Source organism: Pseudactinotalea suaedae (genome assembly GCF_009733815.1).
GTDB lineage: Bacteria > Actinomycetota > Actinomycetes > Actinomycetales > Beutenbergiaceae > Pseudactinotalea > Pseudactinotalea suaedae.
Genome location: NZ_WNXY01000010.1, coordinates 142,979 through 166,357 on the forward strand (window position 1 = coordinate 142,979; position 23,379 = coordinate 166,357).

A 23,379-nucleotide genomic window follows, 5' to 3' on the forward strand; every position below is an offset into this window, starting at 1 on the left:
GCATGGTCGAGGAAGGGCGCGCGATCTTCCTGCAGATCGCGCAAGCGGTCGAGGACGCGATCCTCGACGGCTCGCTGGCGGAGGAGTCGCAGGCTCCCTCGACCAACGAGCTGGCTGCGTTCCACCGGATCAACCCGGCGACAGCGGGCAAGGGCGTCAACCTGCTCGTGGAGAAGGGTGTGCTGCACAAGCGGCGAGGCATCGGCATGTTCGTCACGGCGGGGGCCCGCGAGGCCCTGCTCGCCGAGCGGCGCACCGGGTTCGCCGAGCGATTCCTCGACCCCCTGCTGGCCGAGGCGAACGCGATCGGGCTCTCCCCCGCCGACGTCGCCGACCTCATCCGCGGGCGCACCGCGCCCCCCGACCAAGGAACCACACCATGACGGCAGCCATCGAGGTCGACCACCTCACCAAGCGCTATCGGGAGACGCTCGCCCTCGACGACGTCACCGTCGGCTTCGCCGAGAACACGATCACGGGGCTGCTGGGCCGCAACGGCGCCGGCAAGACCACGCTGATGTCGATCATCACGGCGCAGAACTTCGCGACGCACGGCACGGTGCGGGTCTTCGGCCGCGAGCCGTACGAGAACGCCGACGTGCTCTCGCGCATGTGCTTCGTCCGCGAGAGCCAGCAGTACCAGGACGAGTCCAAGCCGCACCACGCGTTCGCGGCCGCCAGGATGTTCTTCGCGAACTGGGACCAGCAGCTCGCCGAGTCGTTGGTCGAGGAGTTCCGGCTCCCGATGAACCGCACCATCAAGAAGCTCTCCCGTGGCCAGCTCTCGGCGGTCGGCGTCATCATCGGCATCGCCTCGCGCGCCGAGGTCACCTTCTTCGACGAGCCCTACCTCGGGCTCGACGCGGTGGCCCGCCAGGTGTTCTACGACCGCCTGCTGGCGGACTACGCCGAGCACCCGCGCACCATCGTGCTCTCGAGCCACCTCATCGACGAGATCGCCCACCTCGTGGAGAACGTCGTCGTGATCGACGACGGCCGGATCATCGTCGACACCGACGCCGAGAGCCTGCGGGGTGAGGCGACCACGATCGTCGGCCAGCGATCCGCCGTCGAGACCTTCACGGCGGGCCGCCGGGTGATCCACACCGACGCCCTCGGCAACACCCTGGCCGCCACCGTGCTCGGCGCGCTCACCGAGGCCGACAGGCAGGCGCTCGCACGGGCCGGCCTGGACACCGAAGCGGTGTCGCTGCAGCAGCTCGTGGTGCGGATGACGCAGCACGCGCACCAGGCCCAGACCACGACCACGAAAGGAGCCCCGCGATGAGCCGCGTCCTGGATGTCGTCCGCATGCACCTGCTCGTCAGGCTGACCTTCGTGACGCTGCCGCTGATCATCCTCGGCGGCGCCTTCCTGGTGACGCTGGGGGTGTTCGCGCTGATCCCCAGCGACGGCGTCAAGATCGCCGGGTCCGGGCAGGCCGCCCTGTGGTACTTCCTGTCGGTCGGCGCCATGGCGCAGACCCGGACGTTCCCGTTCTCGCAGGCGATGAGCGTGACCCGGCGGGACTTCCTGCTCGGCACCATGCTGACCGGCCTGCTCTCCAGCGGCGTCCTCGCCGCCCTCTACGTCGTCCTCGGACTGATCGAGAACGCCACCGGCGGCTGGGGCGTGAACGGCCGCATCTACTTCATCGACGACTTCGGGGGCGGCAACGTCGCGGTGGCGTTCCTGGCCTACCTCGTCATCGCCATGCTCGCCTTCACGATCGGGTTGACCTTCGCGACGATCTACAAGCGCTTCAAGCTGCTCGGGCTGTGGGCGGCCATCGCCGGGGTGCTGGTGGTGCTGCTGGTGACGGTCATCGCCATCACGAGGGCGGACGCCTGGCCCACCGTCGCGGAGCTCGTCTCCGACGCCGGTCCGCTGGGCCTGAGCGCGATCGGCGCGGTCGTGATCGCCGTGCTCGGGTTCGTCGACCTGCGCGTGCTCCGGCGGACCCAGCCCTGACCGACCGCGGTCTCCGACCGAGCAGGGACGTGAGCCGGCTCTCCGGCCCACGTCCCTGCTTCGCGCGCCGGCGCCGCTACAGGTCGGCACCCTCCAACAGCTCGGTGACGAGCGCGGCCACGGGTGAGCGCTCGGAGCGGTTCAGCGTGACGTGCGCGAACAGCGGGTGGCCCTTGAGCGCCTCGATCACCGCGGCGACGCCGTCGTGGCGCCCGACCCGCAGGTTGTCGCGCTGAGCGACGTCGTGCGTCAGCACCACACGGGAGTCCTGCCCGATCCGGGACAGCACCGTGAGCAGCACGTTCCGCTCGAGGGACTGCGCCTCGTCGACGATCACGAACGCGTCGTGCAGCGAGCGGCCGCGGATGTGGGTGAGCGGCAGCACCTCGAGCATGCCGCGGTCCATCACCTCGTCGACGACCTCGCGCGAGACCACGGCACCGAGGGTGTCGAAGACCGCCTGCGCCCAGGGGTTCATCTTCTCCGCCTCGGAGCCCGGCAGGTAGCCGAGCTCCTGGCCACCCACCGCGTACAGGGGGCGGAACACCATGATCTTGCGGTGCTCGTTGCGCTCCAGCACGGCCTCGAGGCCGGCGCAGAGGGCGAGAGCGGACTTCCCCGTCCCCGCTCGCCCTCCCAGCGACACGATCCCGATCTCGTTGTCCAGCAGCAGGTCGATCGCGATCCGCTGCTCGGCGCTGCGCCCGTGCATCCCGAAGATGTCCCGGTCGCCCCGGACCAGCTGCACCTGCTTGTCGGCCGTGATGCGACCGAGCGCCGAGCCGCGCGGCGAGTGCAGCACCAGGCCGGTGTGGCAGGGCAGGTCACGCATGTCGCCCGCACCGGACAGATCGACGACGGCGAGCCGCTCCTCGGTCCACAGCCGCCCCATCTCGTCCTCGGTCAGCTCGGCCTCCGCCATCCCCCGCCAGCCCGAGTCGACCGCCATCTGTGCGCGGTACTCCTCGGCGGCGAGGCCGACGGCGGAGGCCTTGACCCGCATCGGCAGGTCCTTGCTCACCACCGTGACGACGTGGCCCTCGGCGCGCAGGTTCGCCGCCACCGACAGGATCCGGGTGTCGTTGTCGCCCAGCCGCAGCCCCGAGGGCAGCACGGTCGGGTCGGAGTGGTTCAGCTCCACCCGCACCGTGCCGCCGCTGGCCCCCATCGGGACGGGCCGGTCGAGGTAGCCGTGCTGCTGGCGCAGGTCGTCCAACGCGCGCAGGGCGCTCCGTGCGAAGTAGCCGAGCTCCGGGTGGTGACGTTTGCCCTCGAGCTCGGTGACCACGACCACCGGGAGCACGACGTCGTGCTCGGCGAATCGCGTCAGTGCCTTCGGGTCCGACAGCAGGACCGAGGTGTCCAGCACGAACGTCCGTCGTCGGTCAGGTGCGTCCTCCGCACCGGGGATGTCCGACGTGGCGATCGGGAGCTGTGTCGACTTCTCGGACACAGCAGCGAGGTGCGGAGTGCTCAAGGACGGCTCCTATCCGGGTCGGCGGTCGCCGACACCGGCGATCACCGCGGGTGAGGCGGGAGGCGTAGGCGCAGGGCTGGCGCCGACATCGACGCCCTGGTGGGCGTCCGAGCGATGCTCCACGCTGCCTCCCGACGGGTGACGACTGCCTCCCGATGCCGCTCACGCTACGACTGCACGGGTCGCGACCCAAGCAGCGGCGCGCCCAAGATCCAGGAGTTCACCTGCCCGCAACGTGCGAGCCTTCAGCGGCCCAGCCTGCGCTCGCGCGCCGCGTAGTCGCGCAGGGCACGGATGAAGTCGACCTTGCGGAACGCCGGCCAGTAGGCCTCGCAGAAGTAGAACTCGCTGTGCACGCTCTGCCAGAGCAGGAACCCGCCGATCCGCTGCTCGCCCGAGGTGCGGATGACGAGGTCGGGGTCGGGCTGCCCGCGCGTGTACAGGTGCTCGGCGATGTGCTCGACCGTGATCACCTCGGCGAGGTGCTCCAGCGACACCCCGGCCTTCGCCTGCTCCTTGAGCAGCGACCGCACAGCGCCCGCGATCTCGTCGCGGCCGCCGTAGCCGATCGCGCAGGTGACGTGCACGCCCTCGACGTCCGCGGTGGCGTCCTGGGCGGCGTGCAGCCGCGCGACGATCTCGGCAGGCAGCAGGTCGAGCTCACCGACCACCCGGATCCGCCAACGGCGGGTGGCGGCCAGCGTCTCGACCGCCTCGGCGATGATCTCGAGGAGCTGGCTCACCTGCTCGGGCTCGCGCCGCAGGTTGTCGGTGGAGAGCAACCAGAGCGTGACGAGGTCGATGCCCACCTCCTCGCACCAGGAGAGCAGGTCCGCGATCTTGTCCGCGCCGGCGCGGTGACCCGCCGAGGTCTCCAGGCCGACCGAGCGCGCCCAGCGGCGGTTGCCGTCGAGCATCAGCCCCACGTGAGCGGGCAGGTTGCCGTTCAGGCCAGCGATGATCTGGCGCTCGTACAGGCCGTAGATGAAGCTGACCGGACTCTTCACGGCGCCCCTCTCACGTCCTACGGCAACCGCGGCCAAAACTATCGCGCGCCGCAGCCACTCGTCACCTACGCGGTCGTAAGTTACGCTGGCGTAGGTTCAGTTGAGCCCCATCCCTGCCTCACCGGAGCGTTCCCATGGCTCGCAGCCGCCACGAGCACCGTCCCGACGGCGCCCGGCCGCTCGCCTCCGAGGCGATCAGCGCCGCGCGCGAGGTCGGCGGCGACGTCAAGGACGCCGTCGAGGAGGTCGCCGAGGCGGTCAAGCCGCGCCTGCGCGGCTGGATCCACGCCGGCCTGGCCCCGGTCGCACTCGTCTTCGGGATCGCACTGATCGCGCTGACCCCTTCGGGCGCGCCGCGGGTGAGCGTCGTCGTGTTCGCGGTGGCCACCGTGCTGCTGTTCGGGACCAGCGCCGTCTACCACCGCGGCACGTGGAGCGTGCGCACGGCCGCCGTGCTGCGCCGCCTGGACCACTCCAACATCTTCCTCGTCATCGCGGGCACGTACACGCCGCTGGCGACGATGCTGCTGCCGGCCGGCACCGCGCGCACCCTGCTGATCACCGTGTGGACCGGGGCGATCGCCGGCATCCTGATGCGGGTGCTGTGGCTCGGGGCGCCACGCTGGCTCTACGTGCCGATCTACGTCGCGCTCGGCTGGGTGGCCGTCTGGTTCCTGCCGGCGTTCGGCCGCTCGGGCGGCGCCGGCGTGATGTGGCTGGTGATCGGCGGCGGCCTGGCCTACACGATCGGCGCGCTCGTCTACGGGCTGAAGCGTCCCAACCCGAGCCCCCGCTGGTTCGGTTTCCACGAGATCTTCCACGTCGGCACGATGCTCGGCTACCTCTGCCACGGCATCGCCATCGCGATCGCCGCGTTCTCCCTCCGCTGATCCCTGCGCCGCCCTAGGGTGGCGACCCATGGGCAAGAAGAGAACGAAGGCGGCGGCCGGCGCCTGGACCGCCGACCCGGTCGAGCTGTTGCGCGTCGGCCAGGACTTCGACCTCGCGTCGTTCGACCGCGCCGGCACCCCGGGGTGGGAGGGCGACAAGCACAGCGCCGCCGCATTCATGGCCGAGCGCGGCGAGCAGCTCTCCGACCTGCAGGAACGCCTCTTCGCCGACGGCAAGTCGGGCGGCACCCGCTCGGTGCTGCTCCTCTTGCAGGGCATCGACACCTCCGGCAAGGGCGGCATCGTCCGGCACGTCATCGGCATGGTCGACCCGCAGGGGGTGGCGCTGGCCTCGTTCGGCGTACCGACCGCCGAGGAGCGCGAGCACGATCACCTCTGGCGCATCCGCAGGCAGCTGCCCCCGGCCGGCAAGATCGGCGTGTTCGACCGCTCGCACTACGAGCAGGTGCTCGTGGTCAAGGTCGACCAGCTGGAGCCGCCGGAGCTCAACGAGACCCGCTACGAGGAGCTGGTGGCGTTCGACCGGGAGATCATCGGCAACGGCACCACCCTGATCAAGGTCGCGATGATGGTCTCGCACGCCGAGCAGGGTGCGCGCCTGCAGGAGCGCCTCGAGCGTCCCGACAAGTGGTGGAAGTACAACCCGGGCGACGTCGACGTGCGTCAGCGCTGGGACGCCTACCAGGACGCCTATGCGGAGATGTTCGCCCGCACCTCGGTGGACGAGGCGCCGTGGCACGTGATCCCGGCGGACCGCAAGTGGTACGCCCGGCTCGCGGTCACCGAGCTTCTCCACCGCGCCCTGACGGAGCTGGAGCTCGGCTGGCCTCCGGCCGACTTCGACCCGAAGGTCGAGCTCGAGCGGCTCGCGGCGACCTCACGCGCCTAGCTCAGTCCGACGGCACCACGCGATAGCGGCGGTGCTGCAGCGACGGCACCCGCTCGCGGACGGTGTTCAGCTGCTGCCGGGACAGGTCGACCACGAGCAGCTCGGGCGTCTCCCCCGCCTCCGACAGCCGCTCCCCGAGCGGCCCGACGGCGGCGCTGCGGCCGGTCCGACCCTCGCCGCTCTGGCTCGCGAGCAGCAGGTAGCTGGTGTTCTCCAAGGCCCGGGCGCGTGCCAGCACCTTGAGCTGGTCGGCCTTGCCCGGACCTGCCGCCCAGGCCGCCCCCACGGCGAGGACCTGGGCCCCGGCGTCGACCAGGAGCCGGAACGTCTCGGGGAACCGCAGGTCGTAGCAGGTCGCGAGGCCGACCTGCCAGCCGTCGACGTCGATGACGACCGGCTGGCCGGGTGCTCCGGCGTCGAGGACGTCGGACTCCCGGACCCCGAAGGCGTCGAAGAGGTGCACCTTGGTGTACGCGGCGCGGCGCCGGCCGTCCGGACCGAGCGCGATCGCCACGTTGAGCAACCGCCCGCCCGCCGGCTCGAGCGTCCCCGCGACGACCCACACCCCGTGAGCGCGTGCCGCCCCCGCGAGCGCATCGGCGAACGCGGCGTGCCCGTCGCCGAGGCCCGCGTGAAGCCGGGGCGCCCAGGCGAGCGCGTACTCGGGCAGCAGCACCAGCCGCGCGCCTGCCTCCGCCGCCTGCGCCACCAGTCCCACCGCGATTGCGGCGTTGGCCTCGTGGTCCTCGGTCGCGGCGTACTGCCCGACGGCGATGCGCAGGTCGGTCACCTCGGGCGAGGTCCCTGCTCGCCCGGCTCGGGCGAGGGGTCCGTGGCCGTCGCGGCCGAGGGCGCACCCTCGCCGTCGAGACGCCCGGTGTCGCCGTCCGCGTCCCCGCTCTCGGCCGCCAGGCGATCGGCCTCGTCGGCCTCCTCCTGCGCGGCACGCAGATCGACGCGGCGCAGGTGCTTGCTCATGCTCAGCACGAGCAGCACCACGACGATCGCGAGCACGAAGAAGGTGAGGAAGCCCTCGATGCCGGGCGTGACGGTCGCGTCGTCAGGGATCTGCTGATTGGCGGCGGCATGCGCGAGCACGGACTGCAGGCTCACAGCGCCTCCCGCACACCGGCGAACAGGTCGTCTTCCGGAATCTCGGTCGGCACGCGGCTCTGCGCGAGCTCGAACTCCTCGACGGACCAGACCGAGCGCTCCAGGTCGCGCGGCACGGCGAAGAAGAACCCGTCGGGGTCGATCTGGGTGGCGTGGGCCAGCAGCGCACGGTCGCGCTGACCGAAGTAGTCGGCGCACTCGATGCGGGTGGTGACCTCGCGCTCCGGCTCGTCCTCGCTCCAGCGCTCGAGCCAGGGCGCGAAGGGGGACTCCTGCTGCTGAGCCAGCAGCGCCTCGTGGACCGTGCGCACGCGCGAGCGCGAGAAGCCGTGGTCGTAGTACAGCTTCAGCGGTTCCCACGGCTCGCCGGCGGTGGGGTACCGGGCCGCGTCGCCCGCCGCCTCGAACGCCGCGACCGAGACCTTGTGGCACATGATGTGGTCGGGGTGGGGGTAGCCGCCATCCTCGTTGTACGTCGTCATGACGTGGGGCCGGAACTCCCGAACCACGCGCACGAGCGCCTCGGCGGCATGCTCGAGCGGCTCGAGCGCGAAGCACCCGGGCGGCAGCGGCGGGAGCGGGTCGCCCTCGGGGAGCCCGGAGTCGACGAACCCGAGCCAGCGCTGCTGCACGCCGAGCGCGGCGGCCGCGGCCGCCATCTCCCGGCGGCGCAGCCCGGGGAGGTCACGCTCGACCTCCGGGTCGTTCTGGAGCTTGGGGTTGAGAACGTCACCGCGCTCGCCGCCGGTGCAGGTGACTACCAGCACCTCGACACCTTCGGCCGCGTAACGCGCCATGGTCGCGGCACCCTTGCTGGACTCGTCGTCCGGGTGGGCGTGCACCGCCATCAAGCGCAGCGTGGGCTCGGCCACGAATCCTCCGTCATCCTGCTCAGGTGCGAGACTGGTCCACAGCCGGAGCTGGACCGGTCCTTCGTCTTCTCCAAGGATGACACGTGATGCCCCCCTCGCCCGCCGCCACCTCGCGGACCGAGCGCGCGCGACCCGCGGAACGCTACGGCGACAGGCCCTCCCGGCCACGCCGACGGGTGCCGCTGGTCGCGGTGGTCGCGGGCCTGCTGGTCGCCGCAGGGCTCGGATGGGTCTCGTGGGGCATGCTGCAGCCCAGCGCGGAGGGCGAGGTCGGGGTGTTCACCGCCGTCGACGACGGCCATGTCGAGCTGGTCCTCGAGGTCACCCGCCCCGTGGGCAGCACCGCGGTCTGCACGCTGGAGGCGGTCGGCTCGGGCTTCGGTCAGGTCGGCATCCTCGACGTCACCGTCCCGCCGGCCGACACGCAGGTGAGCCGCGTGCACCTGACGATGGCGACGACCGAGACCGCCAGCATCGCCATGGTCAAGCGCTGCGACCTCCTCTGAGCTCGGCTCAGGTGCCGTAGCTGTCCTCGACCCAGCTCCACCAGGCGTTCGGGTCCATCACCGGTCCGCCCATGGCGGTGACCGCGTCCGGCAACGAGTCGCCCTCGAGGAGCGCGAGGTCCGCGGCCTCGTAGACGTTGACCCCGAGCGAGTCGGCGTAGGCGTACATCGCGCCGCTCAGGATGTACGCGCAGTGCACGGTCTCGACCGGGGTGAAGTCGTCCTGCGTGGGGAACTGCCCGTCGAACGGGTTCTCCTCCAGGCACATCCGCACCATCCGGCCGACATAGGTGCCGCTCCTCGCGAACTCCCCGTCCCCGGTGAACAGTCCCTCGTTGTACGTGGCCCACCCCTCCATGACGGGCGATCCCGGCCAGGACTGCTGCGGCACGTTGGTCGTGTGCATGGCGTGCACGAACTCGTGCACGATCGTGTCCTGGGTGTCCTCCGGCCCGTAGAGGATGCCGTTGGGGCCGATCGTGAGGACGCCGCCGGCGTTCGTGCTCGGGCCGCCGACGGCGATCGAGGGCTGCACGTGCTCCCCGGCGTAGGGCCGTCGCTGCGGGAACATCGTCCCGGCGCGGTCGGCGATCCAGCCCTCGGTCTCGCCGATGAACCAGGAGTTGAAGCGCGCGTCGTCCTCGGTCACGAACGTCGTGAACCGCTGGGCGTTCGCGACGCCGGTCTCCCGCTCGAAGGTCTCGATGACCCAGGAGGCACCGATGTCGCCGAGGGGCGCCAACCGGTCGACGAGCTCCCGCTCGTCGGCGTAGCCCGCCATCACCGAGCTCTCGGTCACGACCGCGTAGAGCGGCTCGAGGTCCCACGGTGCCGCCGTGCCGACGATCTCCCAGCCGCTGATGACGCCGCTCGCGCCGTCGTCGGTGACCCGGATCGTCGCGGTGTAGATGTTGCTCGGGGCGTACCCCAGACCCGCGGCGGGGTGGTCGCTGCTCTCCGGGATGGTCGGTGAGCCGGCCGTGACCGCACCGAGCGTGACGCGCAGCGTGATCGTGTCGTCCTCATAGGAGTCGAGCTGCCCGGGAGCGACGGAGATCGCGCCCACCGACCACTGCAGCACGTCCATGTTGTCCCACCACAGCGACAGCTGGGTCAGCGCCTCGCCCTCGAAGAACCGCAGGAACGCGCCGCGATCACGCTCGGCGAGCGCCTCGTTCATCGCCGCGAGCATGTGCTCGCCGGTGAACGTGCCCGACGGCGAGGTGTTGGGCTGGCCGAACCCGTCGTCGGGCTGCTGCGACTGCCCGTCGGTGGGGCTCGGGTCACCGCCGGGGTCCCGGTCGATCAACGACGGCAGCGCGAACACCGCGACGACGGCGACCACCAGCACCGCTGCCACCGCCCACATCCACCCCGGGATGCCACTCTTCGGCGGCCGCGGCGGCGGCGGGAACTGGGGCGTGGGGTACTGCGGCATCGGGCCGTACTGGTAGCCGTAGTCACCGCCTGCCCGCTGGTGCGTGTACTGCGGGTCCGCACCGCCGGCCCAGGCCTGCGGCTGACCCTGGCCGGGCCACTGCTGCTGGAGCTGCTGCGTCTGCTGGGGCCATCCCTGCTGCGGCTGTTGCGGCTGCTGCCATGCCTGCTGCGCAGCCGGCTGCGCCTGGGGCGCGTGCTGCGGCGGCGAGCCCTGCGCCTGCTCGGGCCACTGCCGCTGCGGCTGCTGCCCGTGCTGGGCCGCGGCGTGCGGCTGCTGCGGTGACTGCCAGCCGGCTGCCTCGCCGGGCTGCTCGGATCCGTGCGGTCCTGGCGGGGTTGCCGTCATCGCCTCACGCCGCCCTCTTCCCGGGGTCCAGTGGACCGGTGCCTTCTGCCTGCGACCACTCGAGGCGGGCCGCCGCAGGCGCAGACTATCGCGATCGGCGCGCCGGTCGTCCAGGAGACCAGGGCGTTGTTAAACTGGTTCCTTCCACCCGCTTGGCGAGAGCCTGAGCGCAGCGCCCCGGCAGCACGAATCACCGGGCGAGGCGCAGAGCTGATCGCCGGCGGGTGTCGCCATAGGTCCGCACGCCTGCGGACCGGGCCGCCCACGAAGCGAACAGGAGTACCCGCGTGTCCGAGACGACGACCTGGCTCACCCAGGAGAGCTACGACCGCCTGAAGGCCGAGTACGACCACCTGACCGCCGTGGGTCGCGCCGAGATCGCGGACAAGATCGAGGCCGCCCGCGAGGAAGGTGACCTCAAGGAGAACGGCGGCTACCACGCCGCCCGCGAGGAGCAGGCGAAGCAGGAAGCCCGCATCCGCCAGCTCGACGACCTGCTGCGCAGCGCGCAGGTCGGTGAGGCGCCTGCCGACGACGGCATCGTCGAGCCGGGCATGGTGGTCGACGCGACCGTCGCCGGCGAGAAGATGACGTTCCTGCTCGGCTCGCGCGAGGTCGCCGGCGACACCGACCTCGACGTGTACTCGGCGAGCTCGCCCCTCGGCGCGGCGATCCTCGGCCACAAGGCCGGTGACTCCGTCGAGTACTCCACGCCTTCCGGTAGCAAGGTGAAGGTCAAGATCACCAAGGCGACGCCCTTCCACGGCTGACCCACCTCATCGCTGCACCCGGTGCCCCTCAGGGGCGCCGGGTGCTGCTGTCTGGGGCTGTCGAGGCGGCTGCGGGCTCAGCCCGGGAGGACCTGGTACCCCTCGGCGAGCAGCCGTTCGACCAGTGCCGTGCAGTGCTCGGCGCCGCGGGTCTCGATCTCGACGGCGATGTCCACCTCGTCCACGGCCAGGGTGGCGTCGGTCCGCACGTGCCCCACGCTGAGCACGTTCGCGCCCTGCGCCGCGAGCTCGGCCAGCAGCCGGGCGAGGTGGCCGGGCGTGTCCTTGGTGCGGACCTTGACCTGCAGGTACCGGCCCGCGGCGACCAGGCCGTGCTGCAGCACCCGCATCAGCACCAGCGGGTCGACGTTGCCGCCGGAGAGCACCACGACGACGGGGCCCTCCCACTCGCCGGGGTGGTTGAGCAGCGCCGCCACGCCGGCCGCACCGGACGGCTCGACCACGAGCTTGGCCCGCTCGGTGAGCAGCAGCAGCGCGCGTGAGAGCTCCTCCTCGGTGACGGTCTCGACGTGGTGGACCTCGCGCGCCACGATCCCGAGCGGGACCTCACCCGGGCAGCCGATCGCGATGCCGTCGGCCATCGTCTGCATCTGGCTGAGCGCGACCGGCCGGCCCTGCAGCAGCGACTCCGGGTAGGCGGCCGCGCCCTCGGCCTGCACACCGACCACGGTGACGTGATCGCCCAGCACCCCGTGCACGGCGGTCGAGACCCCGGCGAGCAGTCCCCCGCCGCCGGTGGGAACGATGACCGTCCGCACGTCCGGCACCTGCTCGGCGATCTCGAGCCCGAGGGTGGCTTGCCCGGTCACGATGTCGAGGTGGTCGAAGGGGTGGATCACGGTACGGCCGGTGCGCTCGGCCTCGGCCCGCGCCTCGACGAGCGCCTCGTCCACCGTGGTGCCGTGCGTCCTCACGGTCGCGCCGTACCCCTTGGTCGCGGCGACCTTGGGCAGCGCCGCACCGAGCGGCATGTAGACGATCGCGTCGATGCCCAGCGCCGCGGCGGCGAGCGCCACTCCTTGGGCGTGGTTCCCGGCGCTGGCGGCGACGACACCACGCGACTGCTCGTCGGGGCTGAGCCGCGACATCCGCAGGTAGGCGCCACGGATCTTGAAGGACCCACCGCGCTGGAGGTTCTCGCACTTGAGGACCACCCGTGTGCCCGCCAGCCGGGACAGGGCCCCGCTCTCCTCGATCGGCGTGCGGGACACCACGCCGGCGAGCGCTCGCGCGGCTTCCCGGACGTCACCGATCGTCAGGCCTGCTGCCACCGCTTCGTCAGCTCCTCGAACTCGCCCTTGAGTCGGTCAGGGATGGGGTCCTTGCCGTTGAGGTACTTGATCGCCGTGTTCGTGACGGCGATGAACGGCACCGCGAACAGCGCCCCCACGATCCCGCCGACCAGCGTGCCGGTCGCGACGGCAAGCAGCACCGCCACCGGGTGCAGCCTGAGCGCGTGGCTCATCAGCAACGGCTGCAGCAGGTTGCCCTCCACCTGCTGCACGAACAGCACGGCCACGAGCATGAGGACGGCGGTGAGCAGACCGCCGTCGACCAGGGCGACGGCGACCGCGACGCTCCCGGTGATGAGGGCACCGATGATCGGGATGAACGCCCCGACGAAGACCAGGATGCCGAGCGGGATCGGCAGCGGCACCCCCAGCAGCCAGGCGAACAGCCCGATGCCGATGCCGTCGACGAACGCCACCAGGATCTGGGTGCGGGCGTAGGACCCGAGGCTGATCCACGAACGCAGCCCTGCGCCGTCGACCCGCGCCCGGGCGACGCGCGGGAACAGGCCAACGACCCAGCTCCAGATCGCGCGGCCCTCGAGGAGGAAGAAGAACAGGCAGAAGAGCGCAATGAGCGCGCCGGCGGCGATGTGTCCCGCGGAGGACGTGAGCGAGAGCGCACCCGAGATGATCGCGTCGGAGTTCGTGCTGAGCTGCTGCTGCAGCTCGTCGACCCAGCCGCTCAAGGTCGCCTCGTCGAGCCGCAGCGGCCCGGTGCTGAGCCAGGCCAGCGCGTCGTCGAACCCGGCGATGGCCTGATCCCGGAGCGCGGGGAAGCCGTCCACGATCGAGCTGCCCGCGAGGGTGACGAGCCCGCTGACCACGGCGATCACCCCGACCAGGGTCGTCAGCACGGCGAGGACGCGCGGGAAGCGCAGCCGCACGTGCAGCCACCCGGTCAGCGGCGCGAGCAACGAAGCCAGCAGCGTCGCGACCAGCACCGGCACGACGACCGTCTTCAACCACACCAGGACGGCGACGACCACGGCCACGCCGATGACGATCAGCACCGTGCGCCACGACCACTCCGAGGCCGCACGGACGGCGGCCGGGACGGCGGAGCGGGACGTCTCATCCCGCACGGCGGTGCTCGCGGCGGAGGTGGTCAGCTGCGGGGGTCTGCGCACCTCGCGGACCTCGCGGGAGCCTCCCCTGCCGAACCAAGCCATGGGACGCAGCCTAGGTGTTCCTGCTCTGGAGGTGGTGCCGGCCGCACGTGGGTCCGTCACTCGTCCAGCCGCGCACGTCGGGCCGGCCTCCGTGAGATCACAGGTCGAGACCCGGCTCGACCGAGGTGATGACCTTGCGCCTCGCACGTGCGTACGCGATCTCGCGGCGTGTCGCTGATCCCACGTGGCCGCCCTCGCTCACGACACGGACCTCGTCGGCCAGGTCGATCCGCCTCAGGTGCAGCTCGCCCAGAAGCTCGCGCCTGGACGGCGTCAGCTCGTCATTGATCGGCTCGGGGCCGAGCACGATCACGCCCAGGGATGTCAGTCGTCGCCGCTCCGAGTCGAACAGGTGCTGGAAGCGCAGCGAGCCGCAGAGGCACACCACCGTGGGTCGTTCGACCGCGTCCATCCAGATCCCCTCACCTGACCAGTCGGAGGACGATGCTCGCATGCGCATGCGCGTGCCGGACCGGCCGCACACCCGAGGACGTCCCCGCCGAACGGACACAGGTCGATCTGACCAGGCCGAGCATGGTGCTCGAGCGATCACGGTCACGCCCGCGGGGCGCCCAGGTGGGAACAGGCACCCCGGGGGCGGCGTTGTCCTGGATGGCGCCGCGCCCGGCGGCGACCAGAGGTGGAGACTTTCATGATGTTCGGACGCTCGACGACGATGGTGACCCGCGAGCAGGCGCTCCCCGGCCACTCCGAGCGCCCTTTCGCCGTACCGACCACGCACGAGGTGCTCGGGACGCCGCTGCAGGGTCCTTGGCCCGAGGGCAGCAGGGTGCTGTACATCGCCATGGGCTGTTTCTGGGGCGCAGAGCGCATCTTCTGGCGCCTCCCCGGCGTGGTGAGCACCGCCGTCGGCTACATGGGCGGCTACTCGCCCAACCCGACGTACGAGGAGACGTGCACCGGCCGGACCGGCCACACCGAGGCGGTCCAGGTCGTCTACGACCCGACCGTGACCGACGTCGAGCACCTGCTCAAGGCGTTCTGGGAGAACCACGACCCGACCCAGGTCAACCGACAGGGCAACGACATCGGCAGCCAGTACCGCGGCGCGATCTACTGGACCGACCCGGCCGACGAGGCCGTGGTGCGCGCCAGCCGCGATGCCTTCAACGACGTCGTCCACGCGCACGGCTACGGCGACATCACGACCGAGCTCCGCTCGGCCGAGGACGCCGGGCCGTTCTACTACGCGGAGACCTACCACCAGCAGTACCTGCACAAGAACCCCGGCGGCTACTGCAACCACGGCCCGAACGGCATGACCTGCCAGATCGGCATCGTCCGCCAGGACCAGGTGCCGGCGCAGGTCGACGTGGCACCGCCGCGGGGCTGACGCTCCCCCGGTGAGTCGGCTGGGCCGGCGGCGACGCCGGCCCGGCCGAGCTAGACGGCGACGCGCGCCTTCTCGCGCGCGAACTTCGCCGGCAGGTTCGGGCCGTCCCACACCTGGATCGCCCGCCAGATCGAGGCCGCGACCGGCACCGCGAGCACGGCGCCCGTGAGGCCGGCGAGCACGGTCCCGGCGGTCAGCGCGACCAGGATCACCAGCGGGTGCAGGCTCAGCGTCCGGGCCATGACGACCGGCTGCAGGAAGTTGCCCTCGAGCTGGTTGACCGCCACGACGATCGCGACCACGACCAGCGCCTCCACCGGTCCCAGCGCCACCAGCGCGACCAGGGCGGCGAGCACGCCGGCCAGGGTCGCGCCGACCAGCGGGATGAAGGCGAGCAGGAACACCAGCACCGCGAGAGGCACCGCGAGCGGGACGCCGACGATCGCGAGCCCGATGCCGATGAACACGGCGTCGACGGCCGCCACGATCGCCGTGCCCCGGATGTAGCCGCCCAGCGTGGTGACGGTCGAGCCGCCGATCCGCTTGCCCCGCTCGTACCGGGCGCCCTCGAACGGCCGCAGCAGGAACTCCCAGATCTGCGGTCCGTCCTTGAGGAAGAAGAACAGCACGACGACGAAGATGAAGAACCCGGCGATGAAGTCGACCGTCTGCGTCGCTCCCGCGAGCGCACCCGATCCCACGGCGTCGGAGGCCAGCAGCCCCTCGAGCGAGTCGCGCACCGAGGTGATCTGCTCCTCCGTGATCTCGAACGGGAGGTTCTGGACGTAGGTCTGCAGCTCGTTGAACCCCTCGATCGCCTGGTCGCGCAGCGTCGGCCATTGCCGCACCACCGCGGCCGCCACGAGCCAGACGACGCCGGCCAGCACAGCGGCCAGCGCAGCGAGGGCGATCACCGTGGCGAGCAGCGACGGCAGGCCCCGGCGGCGCAGCACGCCGACCAGCGGGGACAGCGCGGCCGCGACCACGAGGGCGAGGAGCACCGGGATGACCACGAGTGTGAGCCGCGTGAGCGCGAACACGGCCGCGGTGAGCAGGGCCACCACGGCGAGCACCTGCAGCGAGCGTGTGCCCACGCGTCCGATCCCCTCCGACCACAGCGCGGATGCCTCCACCGGGGCCGCGGGCTGGGGCGGGCGCGCAGCGTCGGGATCCTCGCGGGGTCGCGACAGCTTTCGTGAACGTCGGCCGAACAAGCTCATGAGCCCCCTCCTCGTCACCAGGTGCAGGACCGCCGTCGGCGCTCGTGCACGCCCCAGGGTACGGGCCTGCGGACGTCGATCCCGGCCGAGCCCTTGACCGGTCCACCGCCAGGCCCTACGGTCTTCTGTCAGGTCGATTGACAGAAGGGGCGGCGATGTCGGGTGCGGAGCGGGATGCGACGGCGGCGCGTGTGCTGACCGCGGTCGCCGCGGCCGGTGCCGCGACGCTCGCGCAGCTGCGCGAGCCGACGGGACTCTCCCGGCAGACCCTCACCGGCGTGCTCGCGCGGCTGCGGGAGCGCGGTTGGCTCACCGACGCCGGCCCGGCCGACGGCGGGGCGGGCCGGCCCGCGCGCCGCTGGCGCATCGCTCCCCGCGCGTTGCTCGTGGCCGCCGTCGACGTGGGACCGCGCGCCGTCCGCGTCGTGATCGCCGGCCCGTGCGGCGAGGCGCTGACCGTCCGCCGGACACCGGTCCTGGACGACGACGACCACAGCCACGGCGACGGCGACATCTGGACCGCGGCGGTCGTGTCCGCGGTCCGCGCGGCCTGCGCCGACGTCGGCATCGAGGGCGAGCAGCTCGCGGCCACCTGCGTCGCCGTGCCCGGCATCGTCGTCGACGGCGACCGGGTGCGGCGCTCCGACATCATCCCGGCGATCACCGGCCTGGCCCTCGCGAGTCAGATCGCGGCCGGACTGGGCAGCCCCGTCGTGGCCGCGAACGACGTCAACCTCGCCGCGCTCGGCGAGCACCGGGCCGGGGTCTCACGCACCGCGGCCGACGTGGTGCACGTGCACGTCGGGCGCCGCAGCAGCACGGCGCTGATGATCGACGGACACGTCCACGACGGCCGCCACGGTGCCGCGGGCGAGATCGGGTCGAACCCCAGCCTGTACTTCGACCCCGTCGTCGAGCTGCTCGGTGCCGGGGCCGCTCCGCACGATCCCCGCTTCGTGAGCACCCTGCGCGCCGCGGCGGAGGGCGACCCGACCGCCGTCGGCCAGGTGCGGCACCTGGCGCGGGCGGTGGCACGGCTCGTCCGGGTGCTCGGCTCCTTCGTCGACCCCGACCTCGTGGTGGTGAGCGGCCCGGCCGCGCTGGCGGGCGAGGTCCTGCTCGACGCCATCCGCGCCGAGGTCGACTTCCCCGCGGACATCGCCCCCGACATCGTGCTCGGCGAGCTCGCCGCCCGCGCCACCCTGGTCGGTGCGATCGCGCACGCCCTGCGTCAGGCCGCCGTGGGCGACGCGTGGCTCGCGGCGGTGCTGGAGGCGCGGTCGCCGCAGGACCCGCTCGCCCCCGAGGTCGCTGATGCCGCCCGTTCGGCCGACGCGGCCGTGGTCAGGTCCGCGCACCTACCCGACCCCGACCGCGAACCCACCATCTCGGAGGTGCTGGCATGAGACGACGAGACGTGCTGCGAGGCCTGGCCCTCGCACCGTTGGCTGCTGCGGCGGCGTGCAGCAGCGGGAGCGAGCAGAGCACGCCGAGCGGCCGGGCCCGGATCTCCTACGGGGTCTGGGACCAGCTGCAGGTGCCCGCGATGCAGGAGATCATCGAGCTGTTCCAGCAGGAGCATCCCGACATCGAGGTCGAGCTCCAGGTCACGCCGTTCTCCACCTACTGGACGAGGATCCAGACCTCGATCACCGGCGGTGGTGCACCGGACGTGTTCTGGATGAACGGGCCCAACATCCAGCGGTTCGCCCACCACGGGATGCTGCTGCCGCTCTCGGGCCGGCTGACCGACGACGGCGTCGACCTCGCCGCCGACCACCCCGCCAACCTCGTGGACCTCTACGCCTACCAGGACGAGCAGTTCGGGATCCCGAAGGACTACGACTGCATCAGCCTCTACTACAACAGGGAGCTGTTCGACGCCGCCGGGGTCCCCTATCCCGACGAGACCTGGACCTGGGACACGGTGCGCGACGCCGTCCCGGAGTTCCGGGACACGACCCGGCGCCGGTACGGGATCTCCTCCGCCCTCGACCGGCAGCGCAACCTCTACCCGACGATCTTCCAGAACGACGGTGGGGTGATCGTGGACGGCCGGTCCGGCTTCGCCGACGAGGCCACGATCGGCGGCCTGCGGTTCTGGACCGACATGATCAACGCCGGGGATGCCCCGCACGCGATGGCCACGGCGGACACCGTCGGCCGCTCGTTGTTCCTGTCGGGACAGGTGGCCATGTACTACGGGCTGCCGAACGACGCCGTCGAGGCCTACGACGACCCGGCCATCCGCGAACGCACCCAGCTCACGGTGCTGCCCGCAGGGCAGCGGCGCGGCAACGTCATCCACGGGCTCGCGAACGTGGTCAACGCCCACAGCGCCTACCCCGACGCCGCGTACGAGCTGGTGAAGTTCATGGCCGGCCGTGAGGCGGGCGAGATCCAGGGTGCGAGCGGGACGATCCTGCCCAGCTTCGCCGGCACCGAGGCGGCGTACCTGGAGTCGAAGCCGGAGTTCGCGCTGAGCTCGTTCGTCGACCAGATCGAGGACTGCACCGCCTACCCGGTGTCCATGCAGACCAACACCTGGGAGAACCTGCAGAACACCTATCTCGCCGAGGCGTGGATCGGCGACCCGAGCCGAGACATCGCTGACGCCAGCCGCGCGCTGGCGACAGCGATGGACGACGTGCTGGACCAGGAGGGCTGATGGTCACCGCTACCCCCACGAGCGCCCGGAGCGAGACCGCGAGGACCCGCCGTCCGCGGTCCTCGCGTGCCACCCAGCGCATCGGATACGCCTTCATCGCACCGGTCGCCATCGGCCTGGCCGCGTTCTACCTCGTTCCGGCGCTCGCGACGTTCGGGCTGTCCTTCGCCGAGTGGGGTCAGTTCGGCGGCTGGACCTTCAACGGGTTCGAGAACTTCGCCACGGTCTTCCGCTCCGACCTGTTCTGGCGCGCGCTGCTCAACACGATCGCCTACCTGCTGATCGGCCTGCTCGTGCTGCCGATCGCGCTGCTGCTCGCGGCCCTGCTCAACCGGCCGGGTCTGCGCGGGGTCTCGGTCTACCGCACGCTCTACTTCATCCCGTTCGTGACGCTCCCGGTGGCGAGCGGCATGGTGTGGAAGTGGCTCTACAACGGCGAGTACGGCCTGCTCAACGAGTTCCTGGGGTTGTTCGGCATCCAGGGCACCTACTGGGTGGCCAACCCCGCGACCGCGCTCATCGCCATCGGCGCCGTGCAGGTGTGGACCCAGATCGGCTACTACCTGATCATCTTCGTGGCCGGCATCAAGGCGATCCGGACCGATGTCCAGGAAGCGGCGGAGATCGACGGCGCGGGTAGCGTCCGCCGGTTCCGCAGCATCACGGTGCCGCTGCTGACGCCGACGATCTTCTTCTGCTCCGTCATCAACGTCATCGCGACGCTGCAGATCTTCGACCTCATCTACGTGATGGTGCAGAGCCAGGCGGCGAACCCCGCGTTCAACGCCTCGCAGTCGATCGTGACGCTGTTCTACGACACCGCGTTCGTCGACAACGACAAGGGCACCGCGACGGCGCTGGCGTTCCTGCTGGCGATCCTCATCGCGGCGCTGACAGCCGTGCAGTTCCAGCTCCAGAAGCGGTGGGTGACCTATGACTGACGCAACCACGAACCCCGCCCCCACCCGCCGCCGCGGCACCGCCCGCGGCACGCGGCTCGGCGGCGTCGCCACGCACCTCGTGCTGGTGCTCGGCGCGGTGCTGATGGCGTTCCCGTTCGTGTGGCAGCTGCTGACGGCGCTGAAGTCGCAGGCCGAGGCGATGACCGTCCCGGTGCGGCTGCTGCCGCAGGAGTGGCTCTGGGAGAACGTCGCCCGGGTCTTCGAGGTGCTGCCGTTCGCCGAGCAGCTCGGCGTCTCCACCGTGGTGGCGATCGCGCGCACGGTCGGCCAGCTCGCGCTGTGCTCGCTCGCGGCGTACGCCTTCGCCCGGCTGGAGTTCCGGGGCCGGGAGCTGATCTTCGCCCTGTTCCTGTCGGTGCTCATGGTCCCGAGCCAGCTGCTGATCCTGCCGCAGTACCAGATCATCGTCTCGCTCGGTCTGCTCAACACCGTGGGGGCGCTGATCCTGCCGGGGCTGTTCTCGGCGTTCGGCACGTTCCTGCTGCGACAGTTCTTCCTCGGGCTGCCCCGCGAGATGGAGGAGGCCGCGCTGCTCGACGGCGCCAGCCGTTGGCGGATCTACTGGAACATCATGCTGCCGTTGGTCAAGCCCGCGCTGGCGGCCCTCGCCGTCATCACCCTGATGAACTCCTGGAACGACCTGCTGTGGCCGCTCGTGGTCAACACCGATCCCACGGTGATGCCGATCAGCGCCGGGCTGACCACGCTGCAGGGTCAGTTCAGCACCGACTACCCGGTCCTCATGGCCGGGTCCCTGCTGGCGAGCCTGCCGATGCTCGTCGTCTTCATCCTGCTGCAGCGGCAGTTCGTCCAGGGCATCGCCCTGAGCGGCAGCAAGTGAGAACCCGACCGAAGGAGCATGTCCCTGTGACCACCCCACCTGTCGTCGCGCTGATCGGCGCCGGCGGCATCGCCCGGCCCCACCTGGACGGCTGGCGCGCGCTCGGCGCCCACGTGCGGATCCACTCGCACGCCGGTGCCGAGCGGCTCGCCGGCGACGACCCCATGGCCGAGGCGGTGCCGACCTTGGCAGCGGCGCTCGAGGGCGCGGACGTCGTCGACGTCTGCACGCCGACCGACACCCATCCCGCCGTCGTCCGCGCCGCCCTGGCGGCCGGTGCCGACGTGCTGTGCGAGAAGCCGCTCGCCCGCACCGCGGCCGAGGCGCAGGAGCTGGTGACCGAGGCGGCGCACGCCGGCCGCAAGCTGATGCCCGGTCACGTGGTCCGGTGGTTCCCGGCGTACGAGACGCTCCACGCGCGGGTGGCGGCCGGCGACCTCGGCGACCTCGCGGTGCTGCGGTTCACCCGCACGGGCGCCCGCCCGCTGCAGCCGTGGTTCCAGGACGCCGAGCGCTCGGGCGGGATCGTGCTCGACCAGATGATCCACGACATCGACCAGGCGCGCTGGCTCGCCGGCGAGGTGGTCGAGGTGTCGGCGCAGCACAGCCGGCCGGGCGAGGTCGCGACCGCCCACCTGCTGCTGACGCACGCCTCCGGCGCCGTCAGCCACGTCGCGGGCACCTGGGGGCCGCCCGGCACCACGTTCCGCACCACGGTCGAGGTGGCCGGCACCGGCGGGCTGCTCCAGCACGACTCGACCGAGCACCCCGAGGTGCGGCTCGACGCCCGCGACGCAGCGGCGTCCACGGGCCTGCTGCCACCGATCGTCGGCGTCAGCCCCTACCACCGCGAGATCGAGGACTTCCTCACCTGGGTGCGCGGCGGCGACCAGCCGCGACTGGGCGCAGCCGACGGCGTCGAGGCGATCCGGATCGGCGAGGCCGCCCTGCAGGCGCTGGCCACGGGCGACCCGGTCGCGCTCTCCACACCCGACCCGACGACCGCGAACGAGGTGCCTGCATGAGCACGGACCAGACGCTACGCATCGGCATCATCTCCCTGGCTCACGGGCACGCGTTCTCCTACCTGAACGCGCTCGCGGCGATGCCAGGGGTCGAGGTGATCGCGTGCGACCCCGACGTCCCCGCCGACCAGCCCGGGCGCGGCGAGGCGGCCGTCGTCGAGACCGGGGCCCGCTGGGCGGCGAGCACCGAGGCGCTCCTCGAGCAGCGTCCCGACGGCGTCATCGTGTGCTCGGAGAACACCCGGCACCGCCGCGATGCCGAGGCCGCACTCGCCGCCGGCGCGCACGTGCTCTGCGAGAAGCCGTTGGCGACGTCGGTGGCCGACGCGGCGGCCCTCGTCGAGGCGGCCGATTCCGCCGGGCGGCGGCTGATGGTCGCGCACCCGGTGAGGTACTCGAGCGCCTTCGAGGCGCTGTCGCAGGCGGTCGCGCGCGGCGACGTGGGCGACCTGCTGGCCGTGACCGGGACCAACAACGGTCGGCTGCCCGGGCACGGCTCCTGGTTCACGGACCCCGAGCTGTCGGGCGGCGGCGCGGTCACCGACCACACCGTGCACGTCGCCGACCTGCTCGACGCGCTGCTCGACGGCGACCCGCCGGTCTCGGTGCTCGCGCGGGCGAACAGCGTGCTGCACGCCGAGGAAGGCGTCGAGACGGCGGGGCTGGTGCAGGTGACGTACGCCTCGGGCGTGATGGCGACGATCGACTGCAGCTGGTCACGCCCGGACGACTACCCGACGTGGGGCGGCCTCACCCTCGAGGTCGTCGGCACCAGCGGGTTGGCGGCGATGGACGCCTTCACGCAGCGCGTGGACGGCCACCTCAGCGGGCGGGGCCGGGCCTGGATCCCCTACGGCACGAACGCCGACGCCGCGATGGTCGCGGAGTTCCTCGACGTCGTCCGCACCGGCCGCGCGCCGCGGCCGGACGGCCGGGCGGGGCTTCGCGGCGTCGCGATCGTGCAGGCGGCCTACGCCTCGATCCGGACCGGGGAACGGGTAGAGGTGACGATCCCGACCTGAGGTGAGCTGCGCCGTCGCGACCGGGTTCTCCGGTCCCGACGGCGGCGGGTCAGCGGGCGTCGAGGACGTCGACGACGAACACCAGGGTGTCGTCGCCACGGATCCCGGCGCGGGGGTTGCCCATCGGGCCGTAACCCTCGTGCGGCGGGATGCTGATCAGCACGCGGGAGCCGATCTGCGCACCGACCAGGCTGGAGTCCCAGCCGGAGATGACACGGCCGACGCCGATCGGGAACCCGATCGAGCTGCCGCGGTCGTAGGAGTTGTCGAAGACGCTGCCGCCCCAGACCTGCCCGAGGTAGTTGACCTCGATCGTCTGGCCGGACTCGACGGTGGCGCCGGTGCCCTGCTCGAGGACCTGCACCTGCAGGTCGGCGGGCGGCTGGTTCGCGGGGAAGGTCAGCTCCGGCTTGTCACCGAAGGATCCGCTGGCGGTGGGAAGGGTGGTGGTCATGCGTTCCAGCCTACGTGGGTCCTCGGCGGGCGCCGACCTGGAAGGATCG

25 protein-coding genes are annotated in these 23,379 nt (G+C 71.7%); 14 read left to right on the forward strand and 11 right to left on the reverse strand.

The window, feature by feature from the left end; genetic code table 11:
- Positions 1 to 2: 2 nt before the first annotated feature.
- Genes GPA04_RS16855 through GPA04_RS16865 form a run of 3 tightly spaced genes read left to right on the forward strand, consistent with a single transcriptional unit; the run spans position 3 to position 1,971 of the window.
- The gene (locus GPA04_RS16855; RefSeq protein ID WP_156225474.1) at positions 3 to 383 is read left to right on the forward strand and encodes a GntR family transcriptional regulator; all 381 of its coding nucleotides are present in this window, start codon (positions 3 to 5) and stop codon (positions 381 to 383) included.
- Positions 380 to 1,288 carry an ATP-binding cassette domain-containing protein gene (locus tag GPA04_RS16860; protein WP_156225375.1) on the forward strand — a complete coding sequence of 303 codons (909 nt, stop codon included), beginning with the start codon at positions 380 to 382 and terminating at the stop codon, positions 1,286 to 1,288. The genes GPA04_RS16855 and GPA04_RS16860 overlap by 4 nt, the downstream gene beginning before the upstream one ends.
- The gene (locus GPA04_RS16865; protein WP_156225376.1) at positions 1,285 to 1,971 is read left to right on the forward strand and encodes a hypothetical protein; all 687 of its coding nucleotides are present in this window, start codon (positions 1,285 to 1,287) and stop codon (positions 1,969 to 1,971) included. The genes GPA04_RS16860 and GPA04_RS16865 overlap by 4 nt, the downstream gene beginning before the upstream one ends.
- A gap of 76 nt (positions 1,972 to 2,047) precedes the next feature.
- Here GPA04_RS16865 and phoH2 read toward each other — a convergent pair whose 3' ends face one another.
- A complete protein-coding gene (phoH2, locus tag GPA04_RS16870) occupies positions 2,048 to 3,397 on the reverse strand; it encodes an RNA 5'-3' helicase PhoH2 (protein ID WP_156225475.1) in 1,350 nt (449 codons plus the stop codon).
- A 296-nt stretch (positions 3,398 to 3,693) separates the two neighbouring features.
- Complete coding sequence (locus tag GPA04_RS16875) at positions 3,694 to 4,455, reverse strand: isoprenyl transferase (protein ID WP_156225377.1); 762 nt, start codon at positions 4,453 to 4,455, stop codon at positions 3,694 to 3,696.
- Positions 4,456 to 4,589: 134 nt separating this feature from the next.
- On the opposite strand from GPA04_RS16875, the gene trhA reads away from it, so the two are divergent.
- Together trhA and GPA04_RS16885 are read left to right on the forward strand one after the other, a co-directional pair.
- A complete protein-coding gene (trhA, locus tag GPA04_RS16880) occupies positions 4,590 to 5,345 on the forward strand; it encodes a PAQR family membrane homeostasis protein TrhA (RefSeq protein ID WP_156225378.1) in 756 nt (251 codons plus the stop codon).
- 28 nt (positions 5,346 to 5,373) lie between these two features.
- A complete protein-coding gene (locus GPA04_RS16885; RefSeq protein ID WP_156225379.1) occupies positions 5,374 to 6,255 on the forward strand; it encodes a PPK2 family polyphosphate kinase in 882 nt (293 codons plus the stop codon).
- Between the two features lies 1 nt (position 6,256).
- Here the strand turns inward: GPA04_RS16885 and GPA04_RS16890 are convergent, their stop codons facing one another.
- From GPA04_RS16890 to mca, 3 genes are read right to left on the reverse strand one after another with little or no spacing between them, the layout of a single operon-like run.
- On the reverse strand, positions 6,257 to 7,045 hold the full coding sequence (locus GPA04_RS16890; RefSeq protein ID WP_156225380.1) for a carbon-nitrogen hydrolase family protein: 789 nt from the start codon (positions 7,043 to 7,045) through the stop codon (positions 6,257 to 6,259).
- Positions 7,042 to 7,368, reverse strand: a complete 327-nt coding sequence (locus GPA04_RS16895; protein WP_156225381.1) for a hypothetical protein — start codon at positions 7,366 to 7,368, stop codon at positions 7,042 to 7,044. The genes GPA04_RS16890 and GPA04_RS16895 overlap by 4 nt, the downstream gene beginning before the upstream one ends.
- Positions 7,365 to 8,240 (reverse strand): mycothiol conjugate amidase Mca, encoded by an 876-nt coding sequence (mca, locus tag GPA04_RS16900; protein WP_436277923.1) that lies wholly within the window; start codon positions 8,238 to 8,240, stop codon positions 7,365 to 7,367. Before mca ends, GPA04_RS16895 begins: the two co-directional genes overlap by 4 nt.
- Positions 8,241 to 8,326: 86 nt before the next feature.
- Between mca and GPA04_RS16905 the strand changes: the two genes are divergently transcribed.
- Positions 8,327 to 8,746 carry a DUF4307 domain-containing protein gene (locus GPA04_RS16905; protein WP_156225382.1) on the forward strand — a complete coding sequence of 140 codons (420 nt, stop codon included), beginning with the start codon at positions 8,327 to 8,329 and terminating at the stop codon, positions 8,744 to 8,746.
- 7 nt (positions 8,747 to 8,753) lie between these two features.
- Here GPA04_RS16905 and GPA04_RS16910 read toward each other — a convergent pair whose 3' ends face one another.
- Positions 8,754 to 10,532 (reverse strand): hypothetical protein, encoded by a 1,779-nt coding sequence (locus GPA04_RS16910; protein WP_156225383.1) that lies wholly within the window; start codon positions 10,530 to 10,532, stop codon positions 8,754 to 8,756.
- A 287-nt stretch (positions 10,533 to 10,819) separates the two neighbouring features.
- Between GPA04_RS16910 and greA the strand changes: the two genes are divergently transcribed.
- Positions 10,820 to 11,302 (forward strand): transcription elongation factor GreA, encoded by a 483-nt coding sequence (gene greA / locus GPA04_RS16915; RefSeq protein ID WP_156225384.1) that lies wholly within the window; start codon positions 10,820 to 10,822, stop codon positions 11,300 to 11,302.
- A gap of 77 nt (positions 11,303 to 11,379) precedes the next feature.
- Here greA and ilvA read toward each other — a convergent pair whose 3' ends face one another.
- The 3 genes from ilvA to GPA04_RS16930 form a co-directional block, all read right to left on the reverse strand.
- A complete protein-coding gene (gene ilvA, locus GPA04_RS16920; protein WP_241680871.1) occupies positions 11,380 to 12,594 on the reverse strand; it encodes a threonine ammonia-lyase in 1,215 nt (404 codons plus the stop codon).
- The gene (locus GPA04_RS16925; protein WP_156225385.1) at positions 12,579 to 13,784 is read right to left on the reverse strand and encodes an AI-2E family transporter; all 1,206 of its coding nucleotides are present in this window, start codon (positions 13,782 to 13,784) and stop codon (positions 12,579 to 12,581) included. The genes ilvA and GPA04_RS16925 overlap by 16 nt, the downstream gene beginning before the upstream one ends.
- Positions 13,785 to 13,881: 97 nt before the next feature.
- Positions 13,882 to 14,238, reverse strand: a complete 357-nt coding sequence (locus GPA04_RS16930; RefSeq protein WP_366464885.1) for a hypothetical protein — start codon at positions 14,236 to 14,238, stop codon at positions 13,882 to 13,884.
- Between the two features lie 198 nt (positions 14,239 to 14,436).
- Here GPA04_RS16930 and msrA point away from each other — a divergent pair, with 198 nt between their 5' ends.
- Positions 14,437 to 15,138, forward strand: a complete 702-nt coding sequence (msrA, locus tag GPA04_RS16935) for a peptide-methionine (S)-S-oxide reductase MsrA (protein ID WP_170299371.1) — start codon at positions 14,437 to 14,439, stop codon at positions 15,136 to 15,138.
- Between the two features lie 50 nt (positions 15,139 to 15,188).
- On the opposite strand, the gene GPA04_RS16940 is transcribed toward msrA, so the two are convergent.
- Positions 15,189 to 16,358, reverse strand: a complete 1,170-nt coding sequence (locus GPA04_RS16940; protein WP_156225387.1) for an AI-2E family transporter — start codon at positions 16,356 to 16,358, stop codon at positions 15,189 to 15,191.
- 155 nt (positions 16,359 to 16,513) lie between these two features.
- Between GPA04_RS16940 and GPA04_RS16945 the strand changes: the two genes are divergently transcribed.
- Genes GPA04_RS16945 through GPA04_RS16970 form a run of 6 tightly spaced genes read left to right on the forward strand, consistent with a single transcriptional unit; the run spans position 16,514 to position 22,876 of the window.
- On the forward strand, positions 16,514 to 17,764 hold the full coding sequence (locus GPA04_RS16945; RefSeq protein ID WP_156225388.1) for an ROK family protein: 1,251 nt from the start codon (positions 16,514 to 16,516) through the stop codon (positions 17,762 to 17,764).
- Complete coding sequence (locus GPA04_RS16950) at positions 17,761 to 19,026, forward strand: ABC transporter substrate-binding protein (RefSeq protein ID WP_156225389.1); 1,266 nt, start codon at positions 17,761 to 17,763, stop codon at positions 19,024 to 19,026. The genes GPA04_RS16945 and GPA04_RS16950 overlap by 4 nt, the downstream gene beginning before the upstream one ends.
- Positions 19,026 to 19,967, forward strand: coding sequence for a carbohydrate ABC transporter permease (locus GPA04_RS16955; protein WP_156225390.1), 942 nt, complete (start codon positions 19,026 to 19,028; stop codon positions 19,965 to 19,967). The genes GPA04_RS16950 and GPA04_RS16955 overlap by 1 nt, the downstream gene beginning before the upstream one ends.
- Positions 19,960 to 20,829 carry a carbohydrate ABC transporter permease gene (locus tag GPA04_RS16960; RefSeq protein ID WP_156225391.1) on the forward strand — a complete coding sequence of 290 codons (870 nt, stop codon included), beginning with the start codon at positions 19,960 to 19,962 and terminating at the stop codon, positions 20,827 to 20,829. Before GPA04_RS16955 ends, GPA04_RS16960 begins: the two co-directional genes overlap by 8 nt.
- 26 nt (positions 20,830 to 20,855) lie before the next feature.
- Positions 20,856 to 21,854, forward strand: coding sequence for a Gfo/Idh/MocA family protein (locus GPA04_RS16965; protein ID WP_156225392.1), 999 nt, complete (start codon positions 20,856 to 20,858; stop codon positions 21,852 to 21,854).
- Positions 21,851 to 22,876, forward strand: a complete 1,026-nt coding sequence (locus tag GPA04_RS16970) for a Gfo/Idh/MocA family protein (RefSeq protein ID WP_156225393.1) — start codon at positions 21,851 to 21,853, stop codon at positions 22,874 to 22,876. Before GPA04_RS16965 ends, GPA04_RS16970 begins: the two co-directional genes overlap by 4 nt.
- Before the next feature lie 49 nt (positions 22,877 to 22,925).
- On the opposite strand, the gene GPA04_RS16975 is transcribed toward GPA04_RS16970, so the two are convergent.
- Positions 22,926 to 23,330, reverse strand: coding sequence for an FKBP-type peptidyl-prolyl cis-trans isomerase (locus GPA04_RS16975; protein ID WP_156225394.1), 405 nt, complete (start codon positions 23,328 to 23,330; stop codon positions 22,926 to 22,928).
- Between the last annotated feature and the right edge of the window lie 49 nt (positions 23,331 to 23,379).

Bases quoted from the DNA above. Each gene is read 5' to 3' on its own strand.
- GPA04_RS16855 (WP_156225474.1), top strand. From the start codon at position 3: ATGGTCGAGGAAGGGCGCGCGATCTTCCTGCAGATCGCGCAAGCGGTC.
- GPA04_RS16860 (WP_156225375.1), top strand. From the start codon at position 380: ATGACGGCAGCCATCGAGGTCGACCACCTCACCAAGCGCTATCGGGAG.
- GPA04_RS16865 (WP_156225376.1), top strand. From the start codon at position 1,285: ATGAGCCGCGTCCTGGATGTCGTCCGCATGCACCTGCTCGTCAGGCTG.
- trhA (WP_156225378.1), top strand. From the start codon at position 4,590: ATGGCTCGCAGCCGCCACGAGCACCGTCCCGACGGCGCCCGGCCGCTC.
- GPA04_RS16885 (WP_156225379.1), top strand. From the start codon at position 5,374: ATGGGCAAGAAGAGAACGAAGGCGGCGGCCGGCGCCTGGACCGCCGAC.
- GPA04_RS16905 (WP_156225382.1), top strand. From the start codon at position 8,327: ATGCCCCCCTCGCCCGCCGCCACCTCGCGGACCGAGCGCGCGCGACCC.
- GPA04_RS16910 (WP_156225383.1), bottom strand. From the start codon at position 10,532: ATGACGGCAACCCCGCCAGGACCGCACGGATCCGAGCAGCCCGGCGAG.
- GPA04_RS16925 (WP_156225385.1), bottom strand. From the start codon at position 13,784: ATGGCTTGGTTCGGCAGGGGAGGCTCCCGCGAGGTCCGCGAGGTGCGC.
- GPA04_RS16930 (WP_366464885.1), bottom strand. From the start codon at position 14,238: ATGCGAGCATCGTCCTCCGACTGGTCAGGTGAGGGGATCTGGATGGAC.
- msrA (WP_170299371.1), top strand. From the start codon at position 14,437: ATGATGTTCGGACGCTCGACGACGATGGTGACCCGCGAGCAGGCGCTC.
- GPA04_RS16940 (WP_156225387.1), bottom strand. From the start codon at position 16,358: ATGAGCTTGTTCGGCCGACGTTCACGAAAGCTGTCGCGACCCCGCGAG.
- GPA04_RS16945 (WP_156225388.1), top strand. From the start codon at position 16,514: ATGTCGGGTGCGGAGCGGGATGCGACGGCGGCGCGTGTGCTGACCGCG.
- GPA04_RS16950 (WP_156225389.1), top strand. From the start codon at position 17,761: ATGAGACGACGAGACGTGCTGCGAGGCCTGGCCCTCGCACCGTTGGCT.
- GPA04_RS16955 (WP_156225390.1), top strand. From the start codon at position 19,026: ATGGTCACCGCTACCCCCACGAGCGCCCGGAGCGAGACCGCGAGGACC.
- GPA04_RS16960 (WP_156225391.1), top strand. From the start codon at position 19,960: ATGACTGACGCAACCACGAACCCCGCCCCCACCCGCCGCCGCGGCACC.
- GPA04_RS16970 (WP_156225393.1), top strand. From the start codon at position 21,851: ATGAGCACGGACCAGACGCTACGCATCGGCATCATCTCCCTGGCTCAC.
- GPA04_RS16975 (WP_156225394.1), bottom strand. From the start codon at position 23,330: ATGACCACCACCCTTCCCACCGCCAGCGGATCCTTCGGTGACAAGCCG.